Source organism: Psychrobacter sp. AOP7-B1-25 (assembly GCF_052376195.1).
Classification (GTDB): domain Bacteria; phylum Pseudomonadota; class Gammaproteobacteria; order Pseudomonadales; family Moraxellaceae; genus Psychrobacter.
Genome location: NZ_JBQSVK010000004.1, coordinates 17,677 through 44,212, shown reverse-complemented (window position 1 = coordinate 44,212; position 26,536 = coordinate 17,677). Strand labels below are relative to the sequence as shown.

Genomic DNA, 26,536 nt, shown 5'->3' with positions numbered 1-26,536 from the left:
CCCTTATATACAAAGGTTTTGAATCTATAAATCTATTCAAAGCATTTGATAAATCTATTAGCCAATATTGGAATAGATCGAAGCGTTCTTCTCTTGTTTTTTCAGTCATCATTTTTAACCTATTTTTGACAGTTTTAAAAGGTATACCTATTTTCAATCATTTTTCTTACAATTTTTTTACTCACCTGAATAATATTCAAGCATTTGTATTAATTCTTGAAAATCAGGATGATCACCTCGAAAGCCTTTAATTGCTTCAAGTAAGTAATCTTTTCCATTATAGTAGTTAACATCCCCACCATTTTTTAACATCAATTCTAGTACATCTAACCTATCAGGCATCAGCAAAGTCATTCTCAGAGGTATAAGGTTATCTCTATTAGTAATGTTTGGATCTGCCCCTGCTTCTAATAAGGCAATAGCGGCTTCTGCATTTTCTCCTCGCATTGCATAGTGCAATGGTGTCATGCCATAACTGTCTTGAGCATTGATTGGGACACCTTTTTCTATAAAAAACTCAATAGTTTTTTTCGGTGGTTCTTTTGGGTTAAATCCCATTGAGAGCTGATGTAGCCAGTTCCATTTATCAGTTGGAGATGTTTCAAAGTAATCCATATTGTTACTTTCGAATAATTCAGAAGCTTCTTTTATCAGGCCTTCTTTAAAAAGCCTAAAAACTTTCATTCGTAGTTTTTTGTATTCATTCATAATTATTTTTCTTTGCTTCTATTGCTATTAAGAAATTCTTGCATTTCATCTGTTAGTTCTTGTGGAATATCTTTGCCTTCCATCTCATCAGTATGACTAATATTAAGCTATGCTATCAATTCCTTAGTCATTGAAGTCATTTTTAGCACTAGAAGTTAGATTCCTGTATAGCGCATCGAACTATCGGCTATCTCTTTATCAGCCCATTATTATCATCGGTTTTTAATGCTGGTACACGTTCTTGTATTGCATGATAGAACCTATCTTTGTCTTTTGGTGATATCACTATGCTACCACCTTCATATCTTATCTCAATCCTATCTAAAGACAGTGCTGGAGCAGATAAAGTATTGCTGGTAGGAGTGATATGGGTAATGTCTTCTAACGAGATACTCTGAGTAGAAAAACCATTTTTCACTAACAATGTGTCAGCTGTCAAAGTGTACTTTTAAGCTGCTAGCATTAGAACCTGAAAATGAAAAAGCTTTAGTTATCATCAATTCGTGATCGGTGCGCTATACAGGTATCGAACTCTAAGCTGCTTTCTCATTACTGTAGTAGGTCACTTGGCATCTAATTTAAATAACATTTACGCAGAGTTTGGATGCTCTTTGGAGATAATATTACTTAAAAGTCTAAACGTCATTTGTTCATAGATATCCTCTGAAAAACTATCAGAAGATATGAACTCAATTTCTGTTATGTAAAACTCTAATTTATGCTTATGTTGGATTCTAACCAACGCTTTTTCTACTTGATTGAGGATCATGTCTGAATTGACATTGCAATTAATAACCTTACTTTCTAAGTCTCTAAATATAGTTTTACTTTTTCTATCGCTAAGCTTTATTGATAGATAATTATTTTCATTCCCTGTCATATTAACTAAAATATACCTATCATTTTTTCTGAAAATCCTCATCAATGTACTCAGTTTTGAAATTTATATATTTATTTGAAGGTGTTTAACTGTTTCAGTTAAGGTATATCCCAAGGGAACCAGCAAAACAGACCTCTTAATCAATTAATAGGCCACTTAAAACAGACTGATATAATGGAACCACTCATATTAGGTCACTGAATGGGTTATCTCTATTACGGCTTATTTGAATACTTTATTGCTGTCATAGCGGAATTAAAAAAATATGACTTTCATCATAAAACCAACTCATAACTCGTACTGCGCCCTGATTCTACAGATTTTTGCATCATACCCTTCTCTATTAAATCATTAATCCCTCGTAGTGCCGTGTCTATAGAGCATTTAGTCATGATCGCCCATTTGTTAGTAGTGAGCTTTCCATAAAAATTAGTCAGCAAAGTATTTAGCATTTTCACTTGCCTATCATTCAAAGCGTGCTGTCGATGCATTTGCCAAAAGCCTGATTTACTGATGATTTTTCCGTGGTTTTGTGAGCTGCAACAAGTGATTACTCCAGCGTTTGTAAAAAATACAAACCAAAATATGAACACACGTTATTAGTAATTCATATAAGCTTTATACTACAAAGTTATAATAGTAAAATTTGTCAGGTGTCTTTACAAAAATCAGGGCTTGAACCTACACTCAGCTATTTTGTTAGATCATATTATATTTATAAGTTTCTACTAAAAAGACATATCAAATTCTGTAATTTCTTCAATAAATTTGGCTTCGATAGCGGACAAAGCACGGTGCTTATGCCAAAAAATGTATACAGGTATATCAGCAATCCCATCTCTCGGGGGCAATCGTCTAAGTTTAGATGCTAGGTGAGTCGCAGCAACAAACTGATCTGGCAAGGCACCTATGCCATACCCCGTGTAAATCAGTCGAACCAGCTCATCTAAATTATTTGTGTAGGCACTAACATGACCCGTAAAATCATGGGCTTCTTTAAATAACGTTATTGGTGAAAGAACATTACCGATAGCCTCACTATTAAAAGTAATAAAACTTTCTTCTAATATATTACTAATACTCAAATTTTTTGCTGAGAACAAAGGATGGTGATATCCACAATATAGGTAATAACGTTGGTTGAAAAGTATCTCTTGGTTGAGAGTATCGGATGTATGCTTTGCTAAACAAATACCAATAGCAGGATTTTTTTGCTTTAAATCATTTAAAATATCCATGCTTGATTTGACCGTCAAATCTAACGTAATATTTGGATATTTTTTTTTGAAATATACTAAAAAATCATTGTATTTAGGATTATGGATTCGGCTAACAACTAATAGTTTAATATTGCCTTCTAGAAGGTGTAGGTTACTGCCTTGCATCGCTTCAATAGAAGTAATTTCTGTAAATATCGTTTGAGCAACTTGAAGACAATAACGACCGATCGGTGTGAGTTCTAGTGGCTTGGTATTACGAATAACAAGCTGGTTTTCGAGTTGTTCCTCAAGCTTCTTTAGATTTTGGCTAACTGCAGATTGGGTGATATTTAGACGATCAGCCGCCGCACTAATACTCCCCTCTTCATATATAGCAATTAGTACGTGAAGTAATGTCCAATTTAAACTGTCTGCTAACTTCCGTTGTATCATGGTAATTTCAGTACTCACATTCTAAAGGTATTGATAATCAACTGATATAAAAGGCTAAATCTTCGTGATGCATATGCAGCCTCTGATTTCTCGGCTCACCTTTCATTATTGTCCTTAGTCTATAATACAATATAGCTAAAGATTGTGGGAGAATATAAAAGCTCATTTGTTGTATGATTTGTTATGTCCCTCTTTTTATCATTGGTATTGGTAAATGATGCCAAACTGTTGATTATCCACATAAATAATTAAAGTCAACTCAGCTTTATTCATCATCAATTCTCTATTGTCATTAACCGTAATAGATAACCGCTCAACAGTAAGGGGTGTCCTTAGGAACACTTAAAACTACTAAGCTTTTAACCTGTGAACTGATTTATGATAGACCTTAGATGGATTTATAAGACGATTTTTTAGTAAAGAAAGGCCTAACGCGTGATGTTAAGCCTTTTTTTGACAAAATTGCACAGTATTACTAACCTACCTTTATAGATTTAACAACCTGCAATGAACATGGTTCTGAAATAGTTGCCCGATAAATAAATATATCAAGGGTTTAACTCAGCAGGATCAGTAATCACGTGCATTACCACAGTTTTTCGATCTTTACTAACGATTTGCATGGCCTCTGCCACTTGCTCTTCGACTCGCTCATCACTATTTACTGTAAGACCATGAGCACCAAAAGACTGCGCCATCAAAGCAAAATCAGGGTTTTGAAGCTGTGTACCTGACACACGATCAGGATAGTGAGCCTCTTGATGCTGACGAATAGTACCAAATTGACCATTATCCATAACAACAATTAGCATAGGCGCTTTATAGCGTACCGAAGTCGCTAATTCTGCTTCGTTCATCATAAACTCACCATCGCCAGTAACAACAATGGATAAACGCTCAGGAGACTCTAAAGCAGCAGCGATACCCGCTGGCACACTATAGCCCATTGCCCCGTTCCTACTGCTCAACTGACTTGGAAACCTCTTCGTTGGTAGGAATTTCTGCGCCCACAAACAATGGTTACCTGCACCGAAACTATATACAGCATCTTCTGGAATAATTTTGACCAACTCTTTCATCACCAAGGTCATACTGGCATACTTTTCATGACCATTAGAAGAAATCGTAACTTCTGGAAAGGCACTGTCTTGACGCTGTTGTTTATGACAGTGATGGAACCATGAAAGACGTGACTTAGCCTCAATTTTTTCGAATTTATATTCAGCAATTGCCTTTATAAAACTGATAGGACTTGCGGCGATATGAGAAGTGGTAGCACCACTATGACCGCGTAAGCTGGTATCTAGATTAACAATATAATTGATTTGATCGAATGATTGACGCAAGGTGTAACCATCACTAGCCACATCACCAAGTACCGTACCTATAGTTAACAACACATCCGCTGAATCTAGTAAGTCTGCACACCCATCTGATCGACCATACCCTAGGTAACCTGCATGAGCGGGCGAATCAAATGGGATCCTGTCAGAGGCTCGCCAATCATGTATGATGGGAATATGGTTATCTTCGGCAAACTTAGTGAGTTTTTGACATGTTTGAGCGTCCCAGTTTTGACCACCAACAAATATCAAAGGTTTTTTAGCCATAGATAGTGCATCAATTATTGACTGTAACTCTGTTTGTGTAACTGCGCCTTTAGCAACAGGAATAACAGGATGTCTCTTATTTTCGAATGGCTGCTTAATAATATCTTCAGGCAACCCAACTACAACAGGTCCTGGTCGACCTTCTAAAGCAGCATGAAATGCTTTGGCAACAATTTCTGATGCCCTAGAGACTTCGTCAAGAATGAAGACACGTTTACATTGACTAGCGAACCACTGTGTCGGATCAAACTCTTGAAAGGATTCACGCTGCCTATCAGCAATTGGGATAAGTCCGACAAATAGTATCGAGGGTACGCCGTCTTGCCAAGCCGTATGGATACCAGTATAAGCTTGCGCAGCGCCTGGACCTCGGGTCACCATTGCAATACCTGGCTTACCCGTAAATTTACCATGTGCATCAGCCATATAAGTACATGCAGCTTCATGACGACACACGACAGTTTGAATATCAGAGTTATAAAGACCATCAAGTACTGCTAAATAACTTTCACCCGGCACTATAAAAGCTCGATCTACTCCGTGTTGTTTAAGGCTATCCACGATTGCTTGACCGCCATGTTTCAAATCACTCATTTTTTGCCCCCAATTTACTTCAAATAGTGTTAGCCATAACGTCATTATTTAAATTATGAATTGTCCTACAATCTCCCTTGGTAGGACAACTCATAGGATGGTCACTTTAAATAACAGTTATTGTTTTTGAGTATAAAACTCTACTTGAGCCAATAATTTGTCAGTTATTAAATATTACTACTGTTATCACTAGTCATTAGTGACACAAAAATAACCAATAAAACTGAAATTGGAAAACCTATAAATATTGGATGTAAACCAAATGGATGTCCAAGTATTTGCCAAGTTACTGCTACGATTAAACCAACCCACATGGCCACTATTCCACCTAATCGAGTCGCTTTTTTCCAAAATAATCCAGCAATGACTGGTGCTAATAAACTTGACACTAACATAGCCGCCCCTGTCACCCATAAACCAACCAATTTCGGGATAGATAGCGCTAGTAGTAAAGAAAAGATGGAAACGAGCAGAACTGACAGGCGGCTATACTTTAACAAGCGACTATCGAGATCAGTACTCTCCTTTAGTCTTGGTTTAATGATATCGTTTATAATTGAAGAGGCACCAGCCATACAGAAAGAGTCAGCTGTTGATATAACAGTTGCAAGCAGGGCAATAATCATCACTACAATCATTGGAAAACTAAATACGTTTCCAATTACTATATAATAAGTGAGACTAGAATCTATCTCTCCTAAGTTCAACCCAAAGCGGGCCATAACACCGATAGTAATAATCATAAAAGCGGTTAAAGCACCTAATACAACAGCTATCCAATATCCGTTTCTAGCTATTTTAGCGCTGCCAGCAGCCCAAAATCTTTGCCATAAATCCTGTCTAAGGAATTGATAAGCCCCAATAGTTAATAGATAAACGAACACTTCTGAAGGTGAAATGCCGAGAATACTTAAAAACTCACTTTGGTTAGCAAGTGCGGCCTGTTTAGATACTTCTTGCAAACCACCAGAAGCCAAGATTACGGTTACAAATAAAATAAAAATACCGATTGTCTGTATCGTTCCATGAAAAGCGTCTTGCCAAATTACGGACTTCATTCCACCGTAATAGGTCTTTAACGTCAGTAGAACCCAACTAATCAAAATACCAGTTGTTATATTTAATCCCATTGTCAGATTAAGTATCGTAGCAATGGCTGCAAATTGCATTCCTGTCAACGCACAGTTTGCAACCAAAACACTTACAACTGTAGGGATTCTAGCGCCCTCACCAAACCTCAAAACAGTGTAATCTGCAATCGTCACCATTTGATACTTTTCGCCAATTGCCCGAATTTTTTTCAAGAAAAATGCCAACATCAGCACACCTGAAATGAAAATTGCGAAATTTAGCCATTGTTGTCCCATTCCATATAAAAAGCCATTTTGCATAAAACCTAATAACGTCGCACCACCAACCGCAGTGCCTACAAATGTTAGAATAAGTGGAAAGATCGATACAGATCTTCCTGCGACGTTATAATCGTCATATGTTTTAATACTTTTTTTATTAATATAAAACGATACACCGAATAAAAATAAGAAATATATAACTACCAAAGAACCTAAAATCAAACTTTCATTTGAACTATACATAATCAGCTTCCCTATAGATTGTTGCATACCCTGCAATAACAATTACTCCAATATAAATACTGAAACAACTGGCCACTTTTAGAATGGAAGTTCTTATATTGAACATCCTAGTTATATTATTAAATCGAGCAACCCTCCTAATAAATCTGTTATATAAGTGATACCTAAGCATTCATTAACAGTTGATTGCTGCTACGTTTTTTCTGAGGTAAACTCTGACAAAAGGCTCGAAAACTGTCATTCTTTCTCTATGATGGCTGTCTCTAAAACAGCGTGTAACAACACATTAGTGCCTGCAATAGCCCATTCAGAGGAAATCTCTTCATTTTCGTTATGCGATATACCATCTACGCAAGGGCACATAATCATCGCAGAAGGCGCTACATCTGCTATCCAAAAAGCATCATGTCCAGCACCAGAGCAGATATCAATATTCGAGTAACCTAACTTACTGGTTGCATCACGAATTATGTTCACTAGTTTTGGATCAAAAGCGACAGGATCTTTATGCCCTACTATCTCTATTGAACAGCCCACATCAAATTCTGATGATATCTGGTGCACCCTAGCTTTTATCTGATTGCATAACTCATCGAACTTATCTGACGAAGCTGCCCTGATATCTATAGTAAATACCACTTTACTCGGAAGGACATTGCGGGAGTTTGGAGAAACGTCAATCTTACCTACTGAAACTGCAGTATTAGGTTGATTATCCATGACCAAATCATGAGTAGTGTGAATTATTTTAGCCATTGCTAAAGAAGCGTTTGACCTCATTGTCATAGGTGTCGATCCAGTATGTGCAGCCTTACCTGTCAATGTCACTTCGAGGGCTGCCAGACCTTGACCATGCGTCACGACTCCTATTAATTTATCTTTTGCCTCTAAGATGGGACCTTGTTCAATATGATATTCATAATAAGCATGTATTTTAGGTTCCCCTACTGGCATATCGCCTAGCCAACTTGTACGTGTTAACTCATCTTTTATACTAATACCGTCTGGATCTGTGCAACTGTATGCGTATTCGAGATCGTATTTACCAGCATAAACACCTGATGCAATCATGGATGGGGCAAAGCGTGAACCTTCTTCATTCGTCCAGTTTGCGACAACGATTGGATGTTTAGTTTTGATGTTATGTTCATTAAGTGAACGCACAACCTCCAAACCGGCTAAAACGCCTAAAATACCATCATATTTGCCGCCCGTAGGTTGCGTATCGAGATGAGAACCTATCATGATAGGTAGTGCATTTGGATCAGTACCTTCTCTAAAGGCAAACATAGAACCAAGTTCATCAATCTTTACGACCATATTTTCAGTTTCACACCAGTTTTTGAAAAGAGTGCGGCCTTCATCATCTTCATCTGTTAGTGCCTGTCTATTACTACCACCAGCAATACCTGGACCAACCTTCGCTATATCCATCAAAGATGTCCATAAACGGCTCTCGTTAGCCGTAATCTCAGTGCTTTTAATCATTTTAGTTTGGCCTTTAATTAGTTTCTAATTTCACTAAGTAGCTTAATGCACAATCAGTCATTAACCACAGCTATTCATTTATTTACTATTGATGGTTTTTTCTGCGGCAAACCCAGAGATGAAAGCTTGTAAGTTTTCGTTGAGCTTTTCTATGCAGTACCCTCCTTCAACCAGTACAATAGTGGGTTTATTTAACGCTTTAAGCTTCTGTGCTAAGGTTTTAAAGCCTTGAGTACTGACTTCGCACTTCGCTTGTGGATCGTCCTTATAAACATCAAAACCTAAAACATGGACAACAACATCTGGATTAAATAGTTTTACAGTTTCGATGGATTGATCCACATGATTAAAAAACCCTACTTCATCGGTACCATGAGGCATGGGGAAATTGAGATTATAGCCATAACCTTCTCCTTCACCTCTTTCATGCTCATGACCCGCGACTACTGGATAAAAATTAATAGGGCTGCCGTGTACAGAGGTGTATAGCACATCTTTACGGTCGTAAAATATTTCCTGAATACCTTGACCATGGTGCATATCAGTATCTATGACGACAATTTTTTTAAATTTTTGACGAAGGTGCTCAGCGATGATTGCAGCATTATTTAGATAGCAAAAACCACCTGCTGCATTTTTACGTGCATGATGACCTGCAGGTCTGGTTAGACATATTTGAATGTCATTTTGATTAAGGTTTTGACTGTCTTCATCATTTAACAAAGCGTCAGCTGCGTTTAGTGCTGTTTGAGCCGACCAATAAATAGAGGTCCATGAGTGCTTGCCAATTGGTGCACTACCATCGGCTTGATATTTAGCCGCTTTGGCCAAAATACCAAGACCTTCATTGTTATTTGGTATATAGATAGTAGTTTGAACTTCCTCGCCCATTTCTTCATCGACCGCCATCCATTCACTATAGGCGTTCTTCAAAAAATCCACGTATCCTAAATCATGCACCGCTAAAATCGGATCAATGCCTATATCTTTAGCGGTCGTTACTTTCAAGTCTAAGGCTTTTGGTGCTTTTAAAAGCTCAGTCAAACGCTCAGGCTTTTCCTGAGGCTCACGCATTTTCCCTCGAGAAAAGTAGCTTTGTGGATGATGAAGCATTTGGTTTTCATGGCTATAAATTTTCATTTTGAACACTCTTTTGTTTCTAAAAAGCTTACTTTTCTAGTCAATAAGCATGCTAATTAGATATAGAAGAAATAAAAATTCTAAATTTTATATTAAAAAATCTAATATAAGATTCAAGAACTATCTGGCTACATTAATAAGAACGGTTGTTTATTAACATTAACTTAATATATGTTGCCGAAAAATTACAGTCAAACGTTATAAATTAATACAACCTATAAGTATAGCTAATACCTATAGCGTTAATTTCGTAAAAAATCGTTTAACTAAAACTACAGAGGGAGTTACAATTAAAGGTCAAGGAAGGAATATATAAGGAAGTGCTCAAACATCATTATTGTGTTGTATGAAAAGATACTGTTTGAGCTATGCAGAAGAAACTGCACAATTAAAATTGTGCAAACTAAACGTATTGACTGGAGTTTGCCATGACAGAAAAAATCAGAACGTAAAGTGACAAATTTAAAGGCAAGGCTGTCAAATAGATAGCCATATTAAGGAATGAACGTTGGTTTAGAATGTTCGAAAAGGAACAAGAAATATTAGAGGATAGAGCGAAGCACTTTTTCCCTCCGATGCGGGATAAAAGCTATGCTCGTAGGTAGAACTGGGATTAAAAAAGTTTGGACTATAGGAAAATTAACGTACTAATTTTAATTCTGGTAGCCGCATCATCAATTAATATCAGAAGTAACTAAGTAGCCCCCTGGTCTATAAGCTATGGGGGCTTTTATTCTCTTCCAAAAGCTATATTTTAGTTAATATCTAAACAAATATACTTAGTCTCAACATACTCTTCGAGACCATATTTTGAGCCTTCACGTCCCAAGCCAGATTCTTTGATACCACCAAACGGTGCCAACTCTGTCGTCAGCATGCCAGTATTGACTCCGACCATACCAACTTCGAGTGCTTCAGCAATACGCCATACACGACCAATATCTCGGCTATAGAAATAACCTGCCAAACCATATTCAGTGCGATTTGCGAGAGCAACGCCCTCTTCGTCTGTCTCAAATTTGAAGATTGGCGCAATAGGACTAAAAATTTCTTCATCTGCGACGCGCATATCGTTATTAACGTCGGTCAAGATAGTTGGCTCAAAAAAGTTACTATTAGCCTCAACTCTTTGACCGCCACATAATACCGTTGCGCCTTTACTTTTTGCATCAGCAACCAGCGCCTCTGCATTATCTACCGCAGCCTGAGAAATCAAAGGTCCTTGTGTTATACCAGCTTCTAAACCGTTACCAATTTTTATAGCTCTTACTTGCTCTGCTAATTTTTTGGTAAACTCATCATAAACACCTGCCTGTACGAAAAGACGATTGGCACATACACAGGTTTGACCGCTATTGCGGTACTTACTCATCATTGCGCCTATCACAGCGGCATCTATATCTGCATCATCAAAAACGATGAAAGGTGCATTACCTCCCAATTCTAATGACATTTTTTTGACAGTGTCAGCACACTGCTTCATTAGGATTTTCCCCACCCGAGTGGACCCAGTAAAGCTTATTTTCTTGACTAAAGCGTTTGTCGTCATCTCCTCTCCGATCGCTATCGGATCACCTGTGACTACGCTATATATACCGTCAGGAATACCCGCTTTCTGAGCCAGATAAGCCATTGCTAACGCAGAATAAGGCGTTTCCATTGCAGGCTTGACAATCATCGGGCATCCCGCTGCTAGCGCAGGACCTGCTTTTCGGCTAATCATAGAGTGCGGAAAATTCCATGGAGTAATGGCTGCAGTGACGCCAATAGGCTGTTTAATCACGACTAAACGCTTATCTGGCATGTGCCCAGGGATAAAATCACCATAGATACGTTTCGCTTCTTCAGCAAACCATTCTAAGTAATTCAGCCCACTTTGTATTTCGCCCTTCGCTTCAGCGATGGGCTTGCCTTGTTCATGGGTCATTAAGACAGCCAAGTCTTCCATATTTTCAACAATCAGCGTATGCCAACGACGCAAGATGCTACTACGTTCCTTACCTGTTTTTTTCGACCAAGTTGATTGAGCGATATCTGCAGCTTCAATGGCGCGTCGAGTCTCGGTACTTCCCATCATTGGCACAGTACCAATCAATTCTCCCGTTGCAGGGTTTAGTACTTCATGGGTTGCTTTGTTATCAGCATCACACCACACGCCATTAATAAAGGCTTGTTGTCTAAACAACGCATTATTTTTTAATTGCATTTCTCACTCCAACTGGTTTTTTAAAACTACAATAATCCGCGTGTGGTCAGCACTTCACGTGCAATTCGAAAGCACTCTACACCTTGTGGTACACCACAATAAATCGCAATAGCATGTATAGCAGCGCGTATCTCTTCAACAGAACAACCGTTGTTAATTGCTCCATTTAGATGCAACTCCCATTCATGCATTTTCCCTAAGGCAGCAATCATAGTTAAATTCATTAACGAACGGGTTTTGGCATCAATCGTCTTATCGCCCCACCCAAATCCCCAGCACCATTCGGTCATGGCTTCTTGAAATGGACGATTAAAATCATCAGCAGCTTGTAGGTTTTTTTCGACGTACTCAGCTCCCAAAGTGGCTTTGCGTTGAGTAAGCCCCAATTCAAATCGTTGTTTGTCCATTATTACTTCCTTTTACTGTTTATTAAGATACAACCCCATATGGCAGGCTTCATCAATGTGTTTTCGACAAGCTTCAATTGCCGACTTACTGTCACCTTTAGCAATACTATTAACAATATCTTGCAAGTTATTAGGGCCTTTAGTGGCACGCTCTTGCGTAGATAAAGTCATAAAACGCAAACGTCCAATACGTCCATTCAATCTCTCTGTCAACTCCCATGCGACCGTCATACCGGCCGTCAAAAATAAATGCTCGTAAAATGAATAAGAATACCCAAGCGCCTCCACCACATCTCCTGCATGCAAGTTTTCTCGGATCTGGACTAAGTGGCTTTGTAATTTATCTACTAGTTCAGGTGTCGCTTGTTCAGCGCAGTAGCGAACTGCTTCGCTCTCTAGCATCGTACGTAAATGATAAATTTGACGAATCTCATCACTTTCTAAAACAGCAACTGAAGACCCTCCTGCAGAAAACGTCACCAAGTGCTCGCTTTCTAAATGTCTTATACATTCACGTACAACAGTGCGGCTGACACCCAGCTGCTCACAGATAGTGCGTTCAACCAAACGCTTACCTGGTTCAAGTTGTCCGATCATGATCGCTAAGCGTAGCTGTTCTAGTGTTGTCTCTTTCAACGTTTTTGGTTTTTCCACTTTCTCTAACATACGACCTCTATTTTGTAAGATGTAAATGCAGAGTATAACGACTGTGAATCAAAGAAGACAGTACTCTTTAATATAGTATTACGGTATACCATAATATTTTTTTTCAAAAAAAGCTAGCAATTAATTAAATACCGTATTATGGTATACCAACATTGTTAGAGATTACTCACCACTGTAGGGAACAGATAATGCTAAAACCAGAAATTAGAAAAATCGTAACTTTTGAAGAAGAAACATTCATTGAAGGATTCAAAGCTGCTGATACACCGCTTCGAATGTTTGCTGTTGCGGCGGTGATTACTAACCCATGGGCAGGACGTTATGTCGAAGACCTAAAACCTGAGATTCAAGCATTTGGTCCTGTGTTGGGTAAGCTTATGACCGATAAAATCATTGCTTTAGCTGGCGGTGCAGACAAAATACAAGCGTATGGCAAAGCGGCTGTCGTTGGACTTGATGGTGAAATCGAACACGCCTCAGGCCTGATTCACACACTACGTTTTGGCAACTTCTATCGTGAAGCTTTATCTGCCAGTAGTTATTTATCGTTTACGAACATGCGCGGCGGCGCAAACTCCCCCATTATGGTGCCGTTGATGGATAAAGATGATGTCGGTCGACGCTCACATTATCTGACCATTCAATTCGCTATTCCAGATGCCCCTCGTGATGATGAAGTAGTCATCGTCTTAGGAGGTGCTACTGGTGGCCGTCCGCATCATCGCATTGGTGATCGTTATCAAGACTTAAAAGATTTGGGCCGCAATCTAGATAATCCAGCAGCCGTATAAGGAGCAGATATTAATGAAGTGGTCACGTAAAACCTCCGATGGAATCGCTTATCACTATGGTGATAACAATGGCGGAAACATTGATAAAAAAGCCACTCCTATCGTCTTTATTCACGGTGTGGGCTTACGAGCAGAGAGCTGGAACCAGCAGTTGTCTGCATTTACTGAACACTATCGCTGTTATGCGATTGATATGCCAGGACATGGAGAGAGCGACTTATTATCGAGCCCAGTAGTCACGCTACAGGACTTTTCTGACGTACTAACAAACTTCATTAATAACGTTGTGGGCCAACCAGCCATCATTGTCGGTCACTCATTAGGTGCGATGACGGCTTTACAGACTGCAGTATCCTCTCCCAAAGTAGTACTTGGTATCGCTGCATTAAATGCAATTTACAATCGTCCAGATGAAGCGGCTCAAGATGTACAAGCTAGAGCTGAATCACTGATAAATGACCTCAATCAAAATGTTACTGATCAACCAATAGCCAGATGGTTTGATGGCAATCCTGAATACCGCTCAGAAGCCAAGCTGTGTCAAAAATGGTTAGATAATGGCAGTCGTTTGGGATATGCACGAGCTTATCAAATGTTTGCATATTTACGTGGTATTGCAGAAGCTGACTTACGAGCTATCACAGTGCCTGCGTTATTTCTAACAGGCGAATTGGATGTTAACTCCAAGCCCGAAATGTCATTGGCGATGGCAAGCATATTACCCAAGGCTGATGCCGTTATCGTACCTGAAGCACGTCATATGACTCAAATGACTCATTCGGATACGGTTAACGCTGCATTGGCAACATTTTTTACTCAGTGTGACTCACACAATATGACGCTTGCTTAATCTAAAAGCATGCCTATTTTTAAAAAGAGGTTCTCATGAAACAACTTGATCCTAAAACTCTACGTAATGCCTTTGGCAGCTATATGACTGGCGTTACTGTCATAACTGCCATGTCTAATGACGGTAAACCTGTCGGTTTTACTGCTAATTCCTTTACATCGGTATCACTTGATCCACCGCTCCTACTGGTATGCCCAGCAAAATCGTTGTCCAGTTTTGATGTGTTTGCTAACTGTGAGTATTTTGCTGTCAATATTCTCAGCGAAGATCAACAAGCTATATCCAATATATTCGCAGGTTCTAAAGAAGACCGTTTTAGTCAAATAGAGTGGCATAAAGATGAATACGGCAATCCAATTATAGAAGGTGCCTTGACGCATTTTTCTTGTAAAACAGACCGCAATCTCGATGCTGGTGATCATCACCTCTTGGTTGGTGAAGTGCTTGATTTTTCCTCTCGTGAAGGATATGGCTTAGGCTACGCATCTGGAGGTTATTTCAGCTTAGCACTAGAGCGTGAAGCTGCAGAAATCAGCACCCAAGAAAAGCATGTCAATGTAGGTGTAATCATAGAGCACAATGGAAAAGTCCTACTCAGTCAAAAAGATGGTAAAACCACCTTGCCTAGTACGACTACCGATGACAATACCAATGCCGTTAGCACGATCCAACAGTTTTTAGCAGACAATAATATTGACGCTCAGTTGGGCGCTGTCTTCTCTATTTATGAGAATACTAAAACAAATACCAATTACATTTTTTATAGAGCTACCGCTCAATCGGCTAATCCTAAAGGGCTAGGTGAATATATCTCAATCGATAGTATTTCCGAACAGCATTTTATTACACCAGCCATGAGTTCGATGATGACACGCTACGCAACTGAAAGTAAAAATGGCCTTTATGGCGTCTATGTTGGTCAAGAAGAACACGGTAACGTCCACTAAAATTCACATTTAATTAAAAATACACAGCAAAGGATTTGCCTCATGAAATTTTCACTATTTTTACACATGGAACGCCTCGACGAGTCACAAACCTATCAACAGCTACATGATGATTTCATTGAGTTGGCAAAAATAGCCGACCAAGGCGGCATGCATGCTATTTGGACTGGCGAACACCATGGTATGGATTTTACCATCGCCCCAAACCCATTTTTAAATCTGATCGACCTATCCCATCACACCAAAAATGTACGTCTAGGTACTGGTACGGTGATTGCGCCGTTTTGGCATCCGATTAAATTGGCTGGAGAAGCGGCCATGACTGACATTATCACCAACGGCAGATTGGATTTGGGAATTGCTCGCGGTGCGTATAATTTTGAGTATGAGCGCTTGATGCCTGGTATGGATGCAATGGAAGCAGGAGGTCGCATGCGTGAGCTGGTTCCTGCAGTACAACAACTATGGAAAGGTGACTACGCTCATGATGGCAAGTATACCCAATTCCCATCGACCACTTCAGCGCCAAAACCTTTACAAAAAAATGGCGTACCCATGTGGATTGCGGCACGTGACCCTCACAGCCACAACTTTGCGGTAGAGCATGGCTGCAACGTACAAGTCACTCCGCTATGGCAAGGCATGGCAGAAATTCAAAATTTAATGACAGCCTTCAAAAACGCCAAAGCTGAGCATGGCGAAGGTAAAAATCCGAAAATCATGCTTTTGCAACATGCTTACGTTGGTAGTGATGCGAATGACGTTGCTGAAGCGGCTAAATGTATCAGCCGTTTCTACTGCTATTTTGGTGCATGGTTCAAAAATGAACGTCCTATTCGTCAAGGACTGCTTGAGCCATTGAGCGAAGAAGAAATGGCAAAAATCGACATGTATGCTCCTGAAAAAATGTTAGAAAACATGCCTATTGGTACATCTGATCAGGTCATTGAAAAACTCAAAGTATATGAAGAATTAGGTTACAACGAGTTTGCATTTTGGATTGACTCTAGTATGACTTTTGAGCAGAAACGGGCATCTTTGCGCCGTTTTATTGATGACGTCATGCCAGCATTTGCATAACCATACTTAGTTTCTAGTAAATGATAAACAGATAACCCAATAAGAAATTTGGAGAACCACTATGGCTAAACCTCATTACAAGCTTTATATCAATGGCGAGTGGTGCGAAGGGAGCACTAACCAAGTCCTAGACAGCTATAACCCCGCAACGAATGAAGCATGGGCAACATTTGCTTGTGCTAGCCCTGCTGATGTCGAACGCGCTGTCGATAGTGCTAAGACTGCACTGAATAATCCTGAGTGGGCAAAAATGACTGCCACCCAACGCGGTAAGTTATTGTACCGCTTAGCAGATCTGATTGAGCAAAATGCCGAAACACTAGGGAAAATTGAAACAACGGATAGTGGCAAACTGGCTCATGAAACTGTGGCTCAAACACGTTATGTCAGCGACTATTATCGTTACTTTGCAGGACTTGCTGACAAAGTAGAAGGAGCTACACTGCCAATTGATAAATCAGACATGCACGTTTTTACTACACGTGAACCTATTGGCGTAGTCGCTGCTGTTGTGCCATGGAATGCGCAAATGTTTTTAACAGCGACTAAGCTAGGTCCAGCATTAGCAGCAGGCTGTACTATTATTTTAAAAGCTTCCGAGATAGCACCCTGCCCTATGTTTGCTTTTGCTGAATTAGTAGAACAAGCAGGCTTCCCTAAAGGTGTTGTATCTATCATTACAGGGGACGCTGAAAACTGCGCTATTCCATTGACCAGTCACCCTGATGTAGACAAAATTGCATTTACTGGTGGGCCTGATGCAGCGAGGCACGTAGTCAGAAACTCTGCCAATAGCTTTGCGGTAACGAGCCTAGAGTTGGGCGGTAAGTCACCCATCATCGTCTTTGAAGATGCGGACTTAGAAAGTGCAGCCAATGGTCTAATTGCTGGTAATTTTGGCGCTTCTGGTCAATCCTGTGTGGCAGGATCTCGTGGTTTTATTCACCGTTCTATCTTGCCTGAAATTATCAAACGTGTAGAAGAAAAAGCAAAAAATATTGTTATCGGCAATCCTCTTGATACCAGTACACACGTAGGCCCTTTATGCACTAAGGCTCAAGTCGATCGTATAAAAGATACGCTTGAGAAGGCAGTTTCACAAGGCGCGACTATTCGTTTCGGTGGCCAGCCGCCTACTGATTCTGCTTTAGCTAGCGGCAATTACTTTACGCCTACCTTAGTAGAATGTCCTAATACTGATATTGAAACACAAAGTGTGGAGATGTTTGGCCCTGTCATGTCTTTAGCTGCTTTCGACACTGAAGACGAAGCTATTGCTATGGCAAATGATAGTGTCTATGGCTTAGGGTCTGGTGTCTTCACTCAAAATTTGGCCAGAGCGCACCGTGTCTCACAACAAATTCGCTCAGGTATTTGCTGGGTAAATACCTATCGAGCTATCTCTCCTACCGCACCCTTCGGTGGCTACAATCAATCAGGTTATGGCCGTGAAGCAGGTAGTGAATCTGTACTTCAATATACACGTACAAAAACGACATGGATCAATATCTCAGCGGAGCCGATGGCTAATCCTTTTGTCATGAGGTAACCACTCGATGTAACTTACTACATTAGTTTTAAGGAAGAAACTATGCCTATTCGCCCCCCATTGACAGAGCTCAATATAAAAACCCATGACAAGGGTTTTTATAAGGGTTTCAATCGTATTGTCACTATAACTTCGAAGATTTTGGTGACAATAGTGGTTATCTGGATCTTAAGTGACATCGATCGTTCTGGTGCGATCTTAGATAATATGAAAAACTGGTCTTATACTAATCTGAATAGCTACTATACCTATTCTGTCGCATTTTATATATTGGTTTGTCTTACTGCTATCTTATGGCCATCTTTTGGACGCACCAAACTTGGCTCCGATCCTAGTGGAAAACCTGAATTTTCAAACTTTTCATGGTTTTCTATGATTTTTGGGGCAGGTATTGGGATTGGTGTACTGACTTATAGTGCTGCCGAACCTATCTGGCATTTGGCAAACAACCCTGACACTATTATGTCAAAAGAAATCATAATGTCAGCGTTGAATGCTAACGGCCTGAAACTGCCTCAAGGTGCTGATGTATTCAGTTTTTATCAAGACCAAGTGGCAGCCAGTACTTTAACTGCTATCGATGGTGTGGTATTACCCAAAACTGAAACAGCGCTAGACGCGGCCTTTCGCTACTCCTTTCTCCACTGGGGTATCAGTGCTTGGGCAACTTATTGCCTAGTCGGTATTTGTTTGGCGTACTTTAGTTATTCTCGTGGATTACCATTAACTATGCGCTCAGCACTATCACCTTTGTTTGGTAGACACTTAGAAGGGTTATTGGGTCATATCATTGATATATCTGCCGTAATCGCTACGATATTTGGTATTGCACAAACGATTGGTATTGGCTTAAGCTCATTTGCTTCTGGGCTATACAGTATTACTGGTATTACTTGGTTGGTGACCAATACTAATAACCCTGAGCCCACCACCGGAGCATTATTACTATCGTTGTTTGTGGTCATGTGCCTAGCGATGATTTCTGCTTTGTCAGGTGTTGGACGGGGCGTCAAGTGGCTAAGTAATATTAATATGGTATTGTCGTTTTCCCTTTTAGGTTTTTTCTTGATTTTTGGGGCCTCTATGTTTGCCCTAGAAATGCTGGGCAAAGGGATCTTTACCTACGTCGTACACTTACCTGCAATGGTCTTCACGGTCTGGGATCCCAATACCGAACTGGGCAGCTGGCAAACCAGTTGGTCTATTTTTTACTGGGCGTGGTGGATTGCTTTTGCACCATTCGTTGGTATGTTTTTAGCACGTATTTCCAAAAACCGTACCATTCGTGAATTTGGATTGATTGGTATCGTAGCGCCTAGTCTGACACTGTTTGTCTGGTTCTCTTTCATTGGTGGTACTGGCATCGATTTAGAGTTAAGTGGTATTGCTGGTGGTAAAATATTTGAGTCAGGGTTAACCGCTCAGCTATTCGAAATTATTGGTTTCATGTTAGAGCCAATGATGGCAAAAATATTATCAGCTATGGTGGTTTTATTGCTATTAACCTATTTGGTTACTTCTGCCGACTCTGCGCTGCTAGTTGTCAATATGCTCAACGCTGGTGGTGAGGTCACAGTTGAAAATGGTCAAAAACACATTGTCGTATGGGGACTTGCTCTGGCTTCCGTTATTGCAGCACTGTTATTAGCTGGTGGATTGAGTGCTATTACCTCGGCTATGATTATTGCTGCAATACCCTTTTCACTCATCATTATTTTGATGGCAGTCAGTTTGCTGAAGGCTCTTATTTTAGATGGCGTACGAAAAAGAGAAAAGTGATTGATGTGTATGTATAAGTATCACTTGTGTCAGAACCTTTGTAATTGGGCTAGTGTTTCATAGGATATTTCTCTATAATAAATAAAATTAACTTATATCACTACATAGACAAAAAATCACCCTAGCTATTCAAGTTAGGGTGATTTTTTTATGCAAGCTACGCCTGATTAAGAATCATATCGGCTGCTCTATCTGCAATCATAATCGTCGGCGCATTCGTATTACCATTCATCAAAGAAGGCATTACGGAAGCATCAACAACACGCAGTCCCTCAACGCCTTTTACTCTCAATTGAGGGTCAACGACCGCCTCATCATCGCTACCCATTCTACAAGTGCCGATTGGGTGATATGCAATGACGGTTTCGTTTGTTGGGGCTATAGAAATTTCGTGTATTAGCATGTGTTGTGTCACTAACCGCACTCGTGATACTTTTTCTTGATAGCAATACGTCTAGCATCATGCTCCCCCCCCAAATAAAGGCCGATCCCTGCCCTGATAAGAAAGGTAGGCCAACGAAATAAATACCAGTTGCTGACGTGACACCTCGGTATGCAGTGGGCGACCGACATCGTCCAGTACATCAACTTCTAACCAGCTGTAGTCATACTTAAAACCAGTGGCCAACGCTAGTGATGTTATTTTCACTAAAGTCTATTGATAAAGTTGGGTCGCTAATAGGTTCAGGTAACTCTAAAAACGCTCGTACTTCTGGATATTCAGGTAAATCTAGACCATTGTCTTCAACGTATTTATCTGCCCCATCCAAAGGCGCCAAATAGTTTTGTTCTGCTTCATTGACGTTGTCGAATAGATCATCCTTGAATGTTAAGGTGCCATTAGAAAATGACTTTGTTAGGCCTAATGAGTGAAACAATATGCCAAGCCAGTCAGCAGAAATTGTCTATCCCGCTGCATGTATGTTTGTCTTCCGATGAAGAGATTGGCTGCTTGGGCGTTAGAAATATCTTACCTAAGTTACCAGATTTGATTAAGACACTAAGTTTTGCGTGATTGGTGAACCGACTTCTATGCAAATAGCATTAGGACATAAAGGCAAGGCAGTTTATCAAGCGCGTTGTAGTGGAGAGAATGGTCATTCTTCTATGGCACCCAATTACCGCAATGCGATTCATGTTGGCAAACATCCAAGATGGCACAGCGTTAAATGTGGTTTCAGACAGCTGTACCATAAATTATGAGATACGCCACAGAGAATTTACTCAAACAGTTAAAATAATGTACAACCCTGCCAGTGAGAGTAGTAGGTGTGGCTGTTAAGGCATATTGATCAGTGCATATATCATTGTCTTACTTTGACCTTAAGACCTGACTAATTCTCAAAAGTTAGCCGAAGAAATCAAAAGCGTTGTTTTACTAGCAACCAACATAAGTGCTGAACAATAGAACTGCTCAACATACTTTTTATCGATATAAGCAACTTCAAATCCCAACCTCTACCAAACAGAGAAAGCAGATTTAATCTACCAATGTAAAAAAACCTTTCAACGCGACAAAGTAAAAACCTTTAACCTTATAGGTCTCGTAAACCCTTCAACAAACGACCAACGGCTGAGATACAAACCTATAACGGCCAAGACCATAATCTTTTTCCTATTGGTGTATGATTAATATCACTTTCGTCAAGTTAGCTTATCTAACTCTAAGGATGTTGCCTGACGAACTTCTCACAACACAATATTATTATAACGTTAGGGTCAATTGTTGGCTTATCTTAGCCAAAAAACTGTCTCCCTTTTTCATAGAATGATTTCATAATTATTAATATTGTCTCTTAGGAGGATACTATGAGTACTCAAATAACAGAAAATTATACATACATTGATGGCCATAAAATTGCATTTTTGGAACAAGGTTCAGGTAGTCCAGTAATCCTGCTGCATGGGATTCCGACTAATAGTCTCATGTGGCGAAATATTATTCCACAACTTGCAAAAACACATCGGGTCATCGCTCCCGACCTTCTCAATTATGGAAAATCTGAAAAACCAGAGAGCGCAGATGTGTCTATTAATGCCCAAAGTAATATGATTGTAAAGTTAATGGACGCCCTAGGTGCGCGGCAAGCAGATATTGTTGGACATGATATTGGTGGCGGTGTTGCCCAGCTAATAGCAGTTAATTATCCAGAGAAAGTTAGTAAATTGACTTTGATAGATAGCATTTGCTTTGATTCATGGCCTATCCCAGATTTTGAGCCGCTACAGGAACCTGGTGCTGAGTCGGAGATGAGTCTAGAGGACTTTTTAAGTATGATGCGAGGCTTCTTACCAAAAGGTGTATATGATAAGAGTGTCATGACGGATGAGCTTATTGAAATGTATCTTGAGCCTTGGTCAACTGAAAATGGTAAACATGCTTTTTTTCGCAACCTTAGACGGTTGAATAAGGAATATACTCAAGCCATTACTGACGAACTTAATAACCTTCCACATCAGACATTGATTATGTGGGGTGATCAAGACCCTTTCCAGAAACCGGAATATGCACCAAAGCTAGAAGAAGCTATTCCAAACGCAAAGCTTGTCTGGATCAAAGATGTCGCTCATTGGTTAATTGACGAGAAACCTGATGAAATTAGTGAGCATATCAATCAGTTTCTAAGCTAAAGTAAAAATAGTATTGAGACGCATAGCATGCCATTATTCTGAATAGCAAGCTTGAGCTACGCTGAAGTAATACTAGAAGTAATCTTGATAAACTAATTGGTTTTGTTAGAAACAACAAAGGTTGCCAGCACTATACAATATAGTGTCGGCAACCTTTTTTTATTTAGTACGTTACTTGGTTAATATACTTGATACTCAGAATTTTTATATCTAATGTACGACCTAGAACGAAGTGCGACGATAGTTACGATATTCAGGTAACCAAAAATTTGCTTTTAATCGGCGTTGTAAGTTTTCCGCTGTGATAGGTAGCGCCAGCTTATCTTGAGCCGCTTGCAATGCCACAGCATACGCTATTTTTTCACTAATCTCTCTGATAAAGTTGATAGAAGGTAGAATGGCACCAGGCACTTTTTCATATTCCATTGATATATCTGCAAGTGCTTGGCTTGCTGCCATTAGCATATTATCGCTGATACCAGTCGCTCGTGCTGCTAAAACACCTAGACCAATACCAGGGAAAATATAGCTGTTATTACACTGAGAAACCTCAAAGGATTGACCGTTAAAAGTAGTGTTAGGAAACGGGCTACCCGTCGCAATGATTGCTTTACCCTTGCTCCAATTAGTCACTTCTTGCGGCGTTGCTTCTACACGAGAGGTTGGATTTGAAAGTGGTAATACAATTGGGTGTTCAGTGTTCACGCACAACGATTCGATTACTTCTTGGGTAAACAGCCCTTTTTGTCCACTAACACCAAACAATACGGTGATTTTTGCTTGTTTAACCACTTGCGCTAAGCCAAGTTTCTTACTTTTATCCCAGCTTGCAATAGTTGATTCCTTTTGTACTAGCGGTTCTTGGAATGTTTGCAGTTCTGTCATGCCATCTGTCAATAAGCCATAGCGATCAACCATGAATACTTGACTACGAGCTTGCTCTTCAGTCAATCCTTCACGCTGCATTTGGCGAATAATATGCTCAGCAATACCGCAACCCGCTGATCCTGCGCCTAAAAATGCGATATTCTGTTGACTGAGTTTTTGACCTTTATTTAAGCACGCGGCAATCAAGGTACCGACCGAAACAGCAGCAGTGCCTTGAATATCATCATTGAAGCAACATAATTGGTCACGATATCTGTTCAATAGCGGTGTGGCGTTTTCTTGAGCAAAATCTTCAAATTGCAATAACACTTCTGGCCAACGGCGTTTAACGGCTTGAATGAACAAATCGACAAATTCATTATATTCATCGCCAGAGATGCGCGGATTTCTCCAGCCCATATACATCGGATCATCGAGTAGCTGTTGGTTGTTGGTACCGACATCCAGCAAAATTGGTAGGCAATAAGCAGGGCTAATACCACCACAAGCCGTGTACAAAGACAATTTACCGATTGGAATGCCCATACCACCAATACCCTGATCTCCTAGACCTAGGATACGTTCACCGTCAGTAACAACGATCACTTTGACATTTTGTTTGGTGGCATTTTGCAGCATATCATCGATTTTATGACGCTCAGGATATGAGATAAACAAACCCCGTTTACGGCGATAAATTTGCGAGAATTTTTCACACGCCTGACCAACAGTTGGGGTATAAATGAGCGGCATCACTTCCTCAATATGCTGCTCAATTAGATGATAAAATAAGGTTTCATTAGTATCTTGTATATTACGCAAATAAATATGCTTATCCATAGCGTCAGTGAATGAGCTCAGCTGATGATAAGCACGTAATGATTGCTCTTCAATCGTCTCAATGTTATGAGGTAATAATCCAGTTAAATTAAAGCTACTACGTTCTTCTGATGAGAAAGCACTGCCTTTATTCAGTAAAGGAGTTTCTAAAAGAGCGGGTCCAGCAACAGGAATATATAAAGGACGCTTGTTTGACATAATGTAATCTTCTTATTAAAGGCCTATGAGTAAGGGTCATACTGAGTGAAAGCTATGCTAGTGCTGCATTATACATAGCATCGACTGGTATTTAACAATAGATAACAAAATCCTTTTGAATAAATGTGCTTCTGAACTCGAGGCTACTGATACATTCACCAAGAAATAATAAAAAAGCACTACCAATCGGCAGTGCTTTTGGGTGTTAATGAGCATTTATTATAAAAAATACTGAACTATTTAGTTACTTAGCAACTCATAAAAAATCCGCCCAATACTAGTTTTAACGGTCATTTACAAACAACACGAGCAATTGCGTTTGGTTTTAGACATTTTCCCAATACCAGGGTTAAAGCTGTTGGTTGGGTCTAAGCTTTTATAAAAGTTCTGTAAATCGGGTTCAGCTTCATATAAATGACCGACATTATGCTCAGCAGGATATTTTGCCCCTCGCTCATTTAAAAGCTTCAACATCATTTTTTTGACATGCTTTGCATCACTACCTTTTTTCAAGATATAGTCTTGATGGAACACATAACAAAAGAAATGTCCGTAATAGAGTTTCTTGTCCAAATGCTGTTCAATTTCTTCGGGTAAGTTTTCTAGCCACTCTAACTCGTTACGTGGTATAGCGATATCAAGCGCTAAAATCTCACCGACTTCTTTTTCGTGTATGACTTCATATCGTATCGCGGCACCTGCTGCAGCAAAACGATTCAAGAAGGCGCTTTCTGACTCTTTTTTATCGCATTCAAAATAAGCGCCTGTTTCTGAGGTCGCAAAAAACGATTTCAAAAATGCTTGCGCCTCTTCGATACCGTCATCACTCATTTTTAAGATGAGGTGATGTTCGTATTTATCACGATATTCTATCATTCGCTCAGGCAAATGCTTTGGAAATATATTACCTACAAACTGCATAACTTTATCGGTAAAGTGCTTGGGCATCCACGACCATTTACTAAATTTTGCATCAATCGCGCCCTTAATAGCAAACAAGCGTGGTAAGGCATCTGTCCCTAAATGCTTGATACTCAAGAAAGTGTCTTTGCCGTATTTGGCAGATACATCGAATATATCACGGTGCATATACTCACCCACTTCAGGAATGTTTTTGAAAGTTGATAGTACCTGCCTTCTCAACTGTGCAAGCTCGCTCACACTGTTGCTACCTATATAAAAAGCCTGCTCTTTTACAGCCGTTGGGTAGGTATCAAGCCGTACTGCAAATACAGCAAGCTTACCTGCACAACCACTGGCTTCATATAGTCTCCGCTTATCCGCATTAAAGCGACTAGGCGTGCTTGCATCAACATCTTTTACTCTAGCGATATACTCTTTGTCTGATGCCATCTTGCCACTGTCAGGTAATTTATTTTTATCAAAATCCCCATTCTGCAAGTTCGTCAGTATTGCTTCTGGCGTGTCACCTAACTCTACGTCTAGGTGATTCACCAACACCAGCTGACCTTGTTCGTTTATTTGTGCAAACAAAGCAAGCTCAGTATAAGCAGGGCCTCTTTTAACCAAGGCCCCTCCTGAGTTATTAGAAACCCCACCAATGATAGACGCCCCTAAAGTCGATGAACCAATGACTGAGTGAGGGGCTCGATTGACCGTATTAAGCTGACTTTGTAGTTGGTGCAAAGTCGCTCCAGGTAAGCTAATTACCTGCTCATTATTGTTGACCAAGTACAACTGGTCTATGGCAAGGGTATTAATAACGACCACAGGTCTATCATAGTCATTACCGCTTGGCGTCGAGCCTTCTGTTAGTCCTGTTTTTGCTGCTTGCATAATAATGATGCAATTGCCTTCAACACACACTTCTAGACTGCGCCAAATATCCAGTAATGTTTGCGGAAACAAAACAGCCAATGCAGTTCCGCCGCCAGAACGCCACCCCATTCTATAGTGCTCGTTTTTCTCTGGATCTGCCTGTACATTACTAGCACCTAATACATTCGTTAGTTTGTCTAACACTTGATCGGGGCTAATGATGTCTTGAGAAGGCATATTTGATGAGAAAAGGTTTGATGAATGCATATCAATCTCTTT

General features: G+C 39.9%; 22 protein-coding genes and 1 pseudogene. 8 read left to right on the top strand and 15 right to left on the bottom strand.

Annotation, left to right across the window (positions count from 1 at the left end; translation table 11 throughout):
• Nucleotides 1–177 precede the first annotated feature (177 nt).
• The 11 genes from ACT3QR_RS05505 to ACT3QR_RS05455 all read right to left on the bottom strand — a co-directional run bounded on the left by ACT3QR_RS05505 (nt 178) and on the right by ACT3QR_RS05455 (nt 12,946).
• Entirely contained in the window at nt 178–708 is a 531-nt protein-coding gene (locus tag ACT3QR_RS05505) for an ankyrin repeat domain-containing protein (RefSeq protein ID WP_444520387.1), read from the bottom strand.
• Between the two features lie 187 nt (nt 709–895).
• Complete coding sequence (locus ACT3QR_RS05500; RefSeq protein WP_444520386.1) at nt 896–1,147, bottom strand: PH domain-containing protein; 252 nt, start codon at nt 1,145–1,147, stop codon at nt 896–898.
• A gap of 150 nt (nt 1,148–1,297) precedes the next feature.
• Nucleotides 1,298–1,588, bottom strand: a complete 291-nt coding sequence (locus ACT3QR_RS05495) for a hypothetical protein (protein ID WP_444520385.1) — start codon at nt 1,586–1,588, stop codon at nt 1,298–1,300.
• A 728-nt stretch (nt 1,589–2,316) separates the two neighbouring features.
• Nucleotides 2,317–3,240, bottom strand: coding sequence for a LysR family transcriptional regulator (locus ACT3QR_RS05490; protein WP_444520384.1), 924 nt, complete (start codon nt 3,238–3,240; stop codon nt 2,317–2,319).
• 548 nt (nt 3,241–3,788) lie between these two features.
• The gene (locus ACT3QR_RS05485) at nt 3,789–5,444 is read right to left on the bottom strand and encodes a thiamine pyrophosphate-dependent enzyme (protein ID WP_444520383.1); all 1,656 of its coding nucleotides are present in this window, start codon (nt 5,442–5,444) and stop codon (nt 3,789–3,791) included.
• Nucleotides 5,445–5,611: 167 nt separating this feature from the next.
• Nucleotides 5,612–7,039: a sodium:solute symporter family protein gene (locus ACT3QR_RS05480; protein WP_444520382.1), complete on the bottom strand. Its 1,428-nt coding sequence runs from the start codon at nt 7,037–7,039 to the stop codon at nt 5,612–5,614.
• 237 nt (nt 7,040–7,276) lie between these two features.
• Nucleotides 7,277–8,527, bottom strand: coding sequence for a Zn-dependent hydrolase (locus ACT3QR_RS05475; protein WP_444520381.1), 1,251 nt, complete (start codon nt 8,525–8,527; stop codon nt 7,277–7,279).
• Between the two features lie 78 nt (nt 8,528–8,605).
• Nucleotides 8,606–9,667 carry a histone deacetylase family protein gene (locus ACT3QR_RS05470; protein WP_444520380.1) on the bottom strand — a complete coding sequence of 354 codons (1,062 nt, stop codon included), beginning with the start codon at nt 9,665–9,667 and terminating at the stop codon, nt 8,606–8,608.
• A 754-nt stretch (nt 9,668–10,421) separates the two neighbouring features.
• Nucleotides 10,422–11,873, bottom strand: coding sequence for an NAD-dependent succinate-semialdehyde dehydrogenase (locus tag ACT3QR_RS05465; protein ID WP_444520379.1), 1,452 nt, complete (start codon nt 11,871–11,873; stop codon nt 10,422–10,424).
• A gap of 26 nt (nt 11,874–11,899) precedes the next feature.
• Nucleotides 11,900–12,280, bottom strand: a complete 381-nt coding sequence (locus ACT3QR_RS05460; RefSeq protein ID WP_444520378.1) for a carboxymuconolactone decarboxylase family protein — start codon at nt 12,278–12,280, stop codon at nt 11,900–11,902.
• 12 nt (nt 12,281–12,292) lie between these two features.
• Nucleotides 12,293–12,946 (bottom strand): GntR family transcriptional regulator, encoded by a 654-nt coding sequence (locus ACT3QR_RS05455; protein WP_444520377.1) that lies wholly within the window; start codon nt 12,944–12,946, stop codon nt 12,293–12,295.
• 188 nt (nt 12,947–13,134) lie between these two features.
• On the opposite strand from ACT3QR_RS05455, the gene ACT3QR_RS05450 reads away from it, so the two are divergent.
• The 6 genes from ACT3QR_RS05450 to ACT3QR_RS05425 all read left to right on the top strand — a co-directional run bounded on the left by ACT3QR_RS05450 (nt 13,135) and on the right by ACT3QR_RS05425 (nt 19,942).
• Nucleotides 13,135–13,737 carry an amino acid synthesis family protein gene (locus ACT3QR_RS05450; RefSeq protein ID WP_444520376.1) on the top strand — a complete coding sequence of 201 codons (603 nt, stop codon included), beginning with the start codon at nt 13,135–13,137 and terminating at the stop codon, nt 13,735–13,737.
• Between the two features lie 13 nt (nt 13,738–13,750).
• Nucleotides 13,751–14,587 carry an alpha/beta fold hydrolase gene (locus ACT3QR_RS05445; protein ID WP_444520375.1) on the top strand — a complete coding sequence of 279 codons (837 nt, stop codon included), beginning with the start codon at nt 13,751–13,753 and terminating at the stop codon, nt 14,585–14,587.
• A gap of 35 nt (nt 14,588–14,622) precedes the next feature.
• The gene (locus tag ACT3QR_RS05440) at nt 14,623–15,534 is read left to right on the top strand and encodes a flavin reductase (RefSeq protein WP_444520374.1); all 912 of its coding nucleotides are present in this window, start codon (nt 14,623–14,625) and stop codon (nt 15,532–15,534) included.
• 42 nt (nt 15,535–15,576) lie between these two features.
• A complete protein-coding gene (locus ACT3QR_RS05435) occupies nt 15,577–16,614 on the top strand; it encodes an LLM class flavin-dependent oxidoreductase (RefSeq protein WP_444520373.1) in 1,038 nt (345 codons plus the stop codon).
• A 61-nt stretch (nt 16,615–16,675) separates the two neighbouring features.
• The gene (locus tag ACT3QR_RS05430; RefSeq protein WP_444520372.1) at nt 16,676–18,163 is read left to right on the top strand and encodes an aldehyde dehydrogenase; all 1,488 of its coding nucleotides are present in this window, start codon (nt 16,676–16,678) and stop codon (nt 18,161–18,163) included.
• 42 nt (nt 18,164–18,205) lie between these two features.
• Nucleotides 18,206–19,942, top strand: coding sequence for a BCCT family transporter (locus tag ACT3QR_RS05425; protein ID WP_444520371.1), 1,737 nt, complete (start codon nt 18,206–18,208; stop codon nt 19,940–19,942).
• 157 nt (nt 19,943–20,099) lie between these two features.
• On the opposite strand, the pseudogene ACT3QR_RS05420 reads toward ACT3QR_RS05425, so the two are convergent.
• A pseudogene (locus ACT3QR_RS05420) lies at nt 20,100–20,297 on the bottom strand (GMC oxidoreductase); the annotation flags it as partial.
• A 256-nt stretch (nt 20,298–20,553) separates the two neighbouring features.
• Nucleotides 20,554–20,721 carry a hypothetical protein gene (locus tag ACT3QR_RS05415; protein WP_444520370.1) on the bottom strand — a complete coding sequence of 56 codons (168 nt, stop codon included), beginning with the start codon at nt 20,719–20,721 and terminating at the stop codon, nt 20,554–20,556.
• Nucleotides 20,722–20,789: 68 nt separating this feature from the next.
• Here ACT3QR_RS05415 and ACT3QR_RS05410 point away from each other — a divergent pair, with 68 nt between their 5' ends.
• Together ACT3QR_RS05410 and ACT3QR_RS05405 are read left to right on the top strand one after the other, a co-directional pair.
• Nucleotides 20,790–20,957 (top strand): hypothetical protein, encoded by a 168-nt coding sequence (locus tag ACT3QR_RS05410; protein WP_444520369.1) that lies wholly within the window; start codon nt 20,790–20,792, stop codon nt 20,955–20,957.
• Nucleotides 20,958–21,751: 794 nt separating this feature from the next.
• Nucleotides 21,752–22,573, top strand: coding sequence for an alpha/beta fold hydrolase (locus ACT3QR_RS05405; protein WP_444520368.1), 822 nt, complete (start codon nt 21,752–21,754; stop codon nt 22,571–22,573).
• A 222-nt stretch (nt 22,574–22,795) separates the two neighbouring features.
• Here ACT3QR_RS05405 and ACT3QR_RS05400 read toward each other — a convergent pair whose 3' ends face one another.
• Together ACT3QR_RS05400 and dld are read right to left on the bottom strand one after the other, a co-directional pair.
• Nucleotides 22,796–24,478 (bottom strand): NAD-dependent malic enzyme, encoded by a 1,683-nt coding sequence (locus ACT3QR_RS05400; RefSeq protein WP_444520367.1) that lies wholly within the window; start codon nt 24,476–24,478, stop codon nt 22,796–22,798.
• 294 nt (nt 24,479–24,772) lie between these two features.
• Nucleotides 24,773–26,524, bottom strand: a complete 1,752-nt coding sequence (gene dld / locus ACT3QR_RS05395) for a D-lactate dehydrogenase (RefSeq protein WP_444520366.1) — start codon at nt 26,522–26,524, stop codon at nt 24,773–24,775.
• Nucleotides 26,525–26,536 lie beyond the last annotated feature (12 nt).

Bases quoted from the DNA above. Each gene is read 5' to 3' on its own strand.
- ACT3QR_RS05410 (WP_444520369.1), top strand. From the start codon at position 20,790: ATGACTTTGTTAGGCCTAATGAGTGAAACAATATGCCAAGCCAGTCAG.
- ACT3QR_RS05430 (WP_444520372.1), top strand. From the start codon at position 16,676: ATGGCTAAACCTCATTACAAGCTTTATATCAATGGCGAGTGGTGCGAA.
- ACT3QR_RS05470 (WP_444520380.1), bottom strand. From the start codon at position 9,667: ATGAAAATTTATAGCCATGAAAACCAAATGCTTCATCATCCACAAAGC.
- ACT3QR_RS05440 (WP_444520374.1), top strand. From the start codon at position 14,623: ATGAAACAACTTGATCCTAAAACTCTACGTAATGCCTTTGGCAGCTAT.
- dld (WP_444520366.1), bottom strand. From the start codon at position 26,524: ATGCATTCATCAAACCTTTTCTCATCAAATATGCCTTCTCAAGACATC.
- ACT3QR_RS05425 (WP_444520371.1), top strand. From the start codon at position 18,206: ATGCCTATTCGCCCCCCATTGACAGAGCTCAATATAAAAACCCATGAC.
- ACT3QR_RS05465 (WP_444520379.1), bottom strand. From the start codon at position 11,873: ATGCAATTAAAAAATAATGCGTTGTTTAGACAACAAGCCTTTATTAAT.
- ACT3QR_RS05445 (WP_444520375.1), top strand. From the start codon at position 13,751: ATGAAGTGGTCACGTAAAACCTCCGATGGAATCGCTTATCACTATGGT.
- ACT3QR_RS05475 (WP_444520381.1), bottom strand. From the start codon at position 8,527: ATGATTAAAAGCACTGAGATTACGGCTAACGAGAGCCGTTTATGGACA.
- ACT3QR_RS05490 (WP_444520384.1), bottom strand. From the start codon at position 3,240: ATGATACAACGGAAGTTAGCAGACAGTTTAAATTGGACATTACTTCAC.
- ACT3QR_RS05495 (WP_444520385.1), bottom strand. From the start codon at position 1,588: ATGACAGGGAATGAAAATAATTATCTATCAATAAAGCTTAGCGATAGA.
- ACT3QR_RS05405 (WP_444520368.1), top strand. From the start codon at position 21,752: ATGAGTACTCAAATAACAGAAAATTATACATACATTGATGGCCATAAA.
- ACT3QR_RS05505 (WP_444520387.1), bottom strand. From the start codon at position 708: ATGAATGAATACAAAAAACTACGAATGAAAGTTTTTAGGCTTTTTAAA.
- ACT3QR_RS05455 (WP_444520377.1), bottom strand. From the start codon at position 12,946: ATGTTAGAGAAAGTGGAAAAACCAAAAACGTTGAAAGAGACAACACTA.
- ACT3QR_RS05480 (WP_444520382.1), bottom strand. From the start codon at position 7,039: ATGTATAGTTCAAATGAAAGTTTGATTTTAGGTTCTTTGGTAGTTATA.
- ACT3QR_RS05460 (WP_444520378.1), bottom strand. From the start codon at position 12,280: ATGGACAAACAACGATTTGAATTGGGGCTTACTCAACGCAAAGCCACT.
- ACT3QR_RS05400 (WP_444520367.1), bottom strand. From the start codon at position 24,478: ATGTCAAACAAGCGTCCTTTATATATTCCTGTTGCTGGACCCGCTCTT.
- ACT3QR_RS05435 (WP_444520373.1), top strand. From the start codon at position 15,577: ATGAAATTTTCACTATTTTTACACATGGAACGCCTCGACGAGTCACAA.
- ACT3QR_RS05450 (WP_444520376.1), top strand. From the start codon at position 13,135: ATGCTAAAACCAGAAATTAGAAAAATCGTAACTTTTGAAGAAGAAACA.
- ACT3QR_RS05485 (WP_444520383.1), bottom strand. From the start codon at position 5,444: ATGAGTGATTTGAAACATGGCGGTCAAGCAATCGTGGATAGCCTTAAA.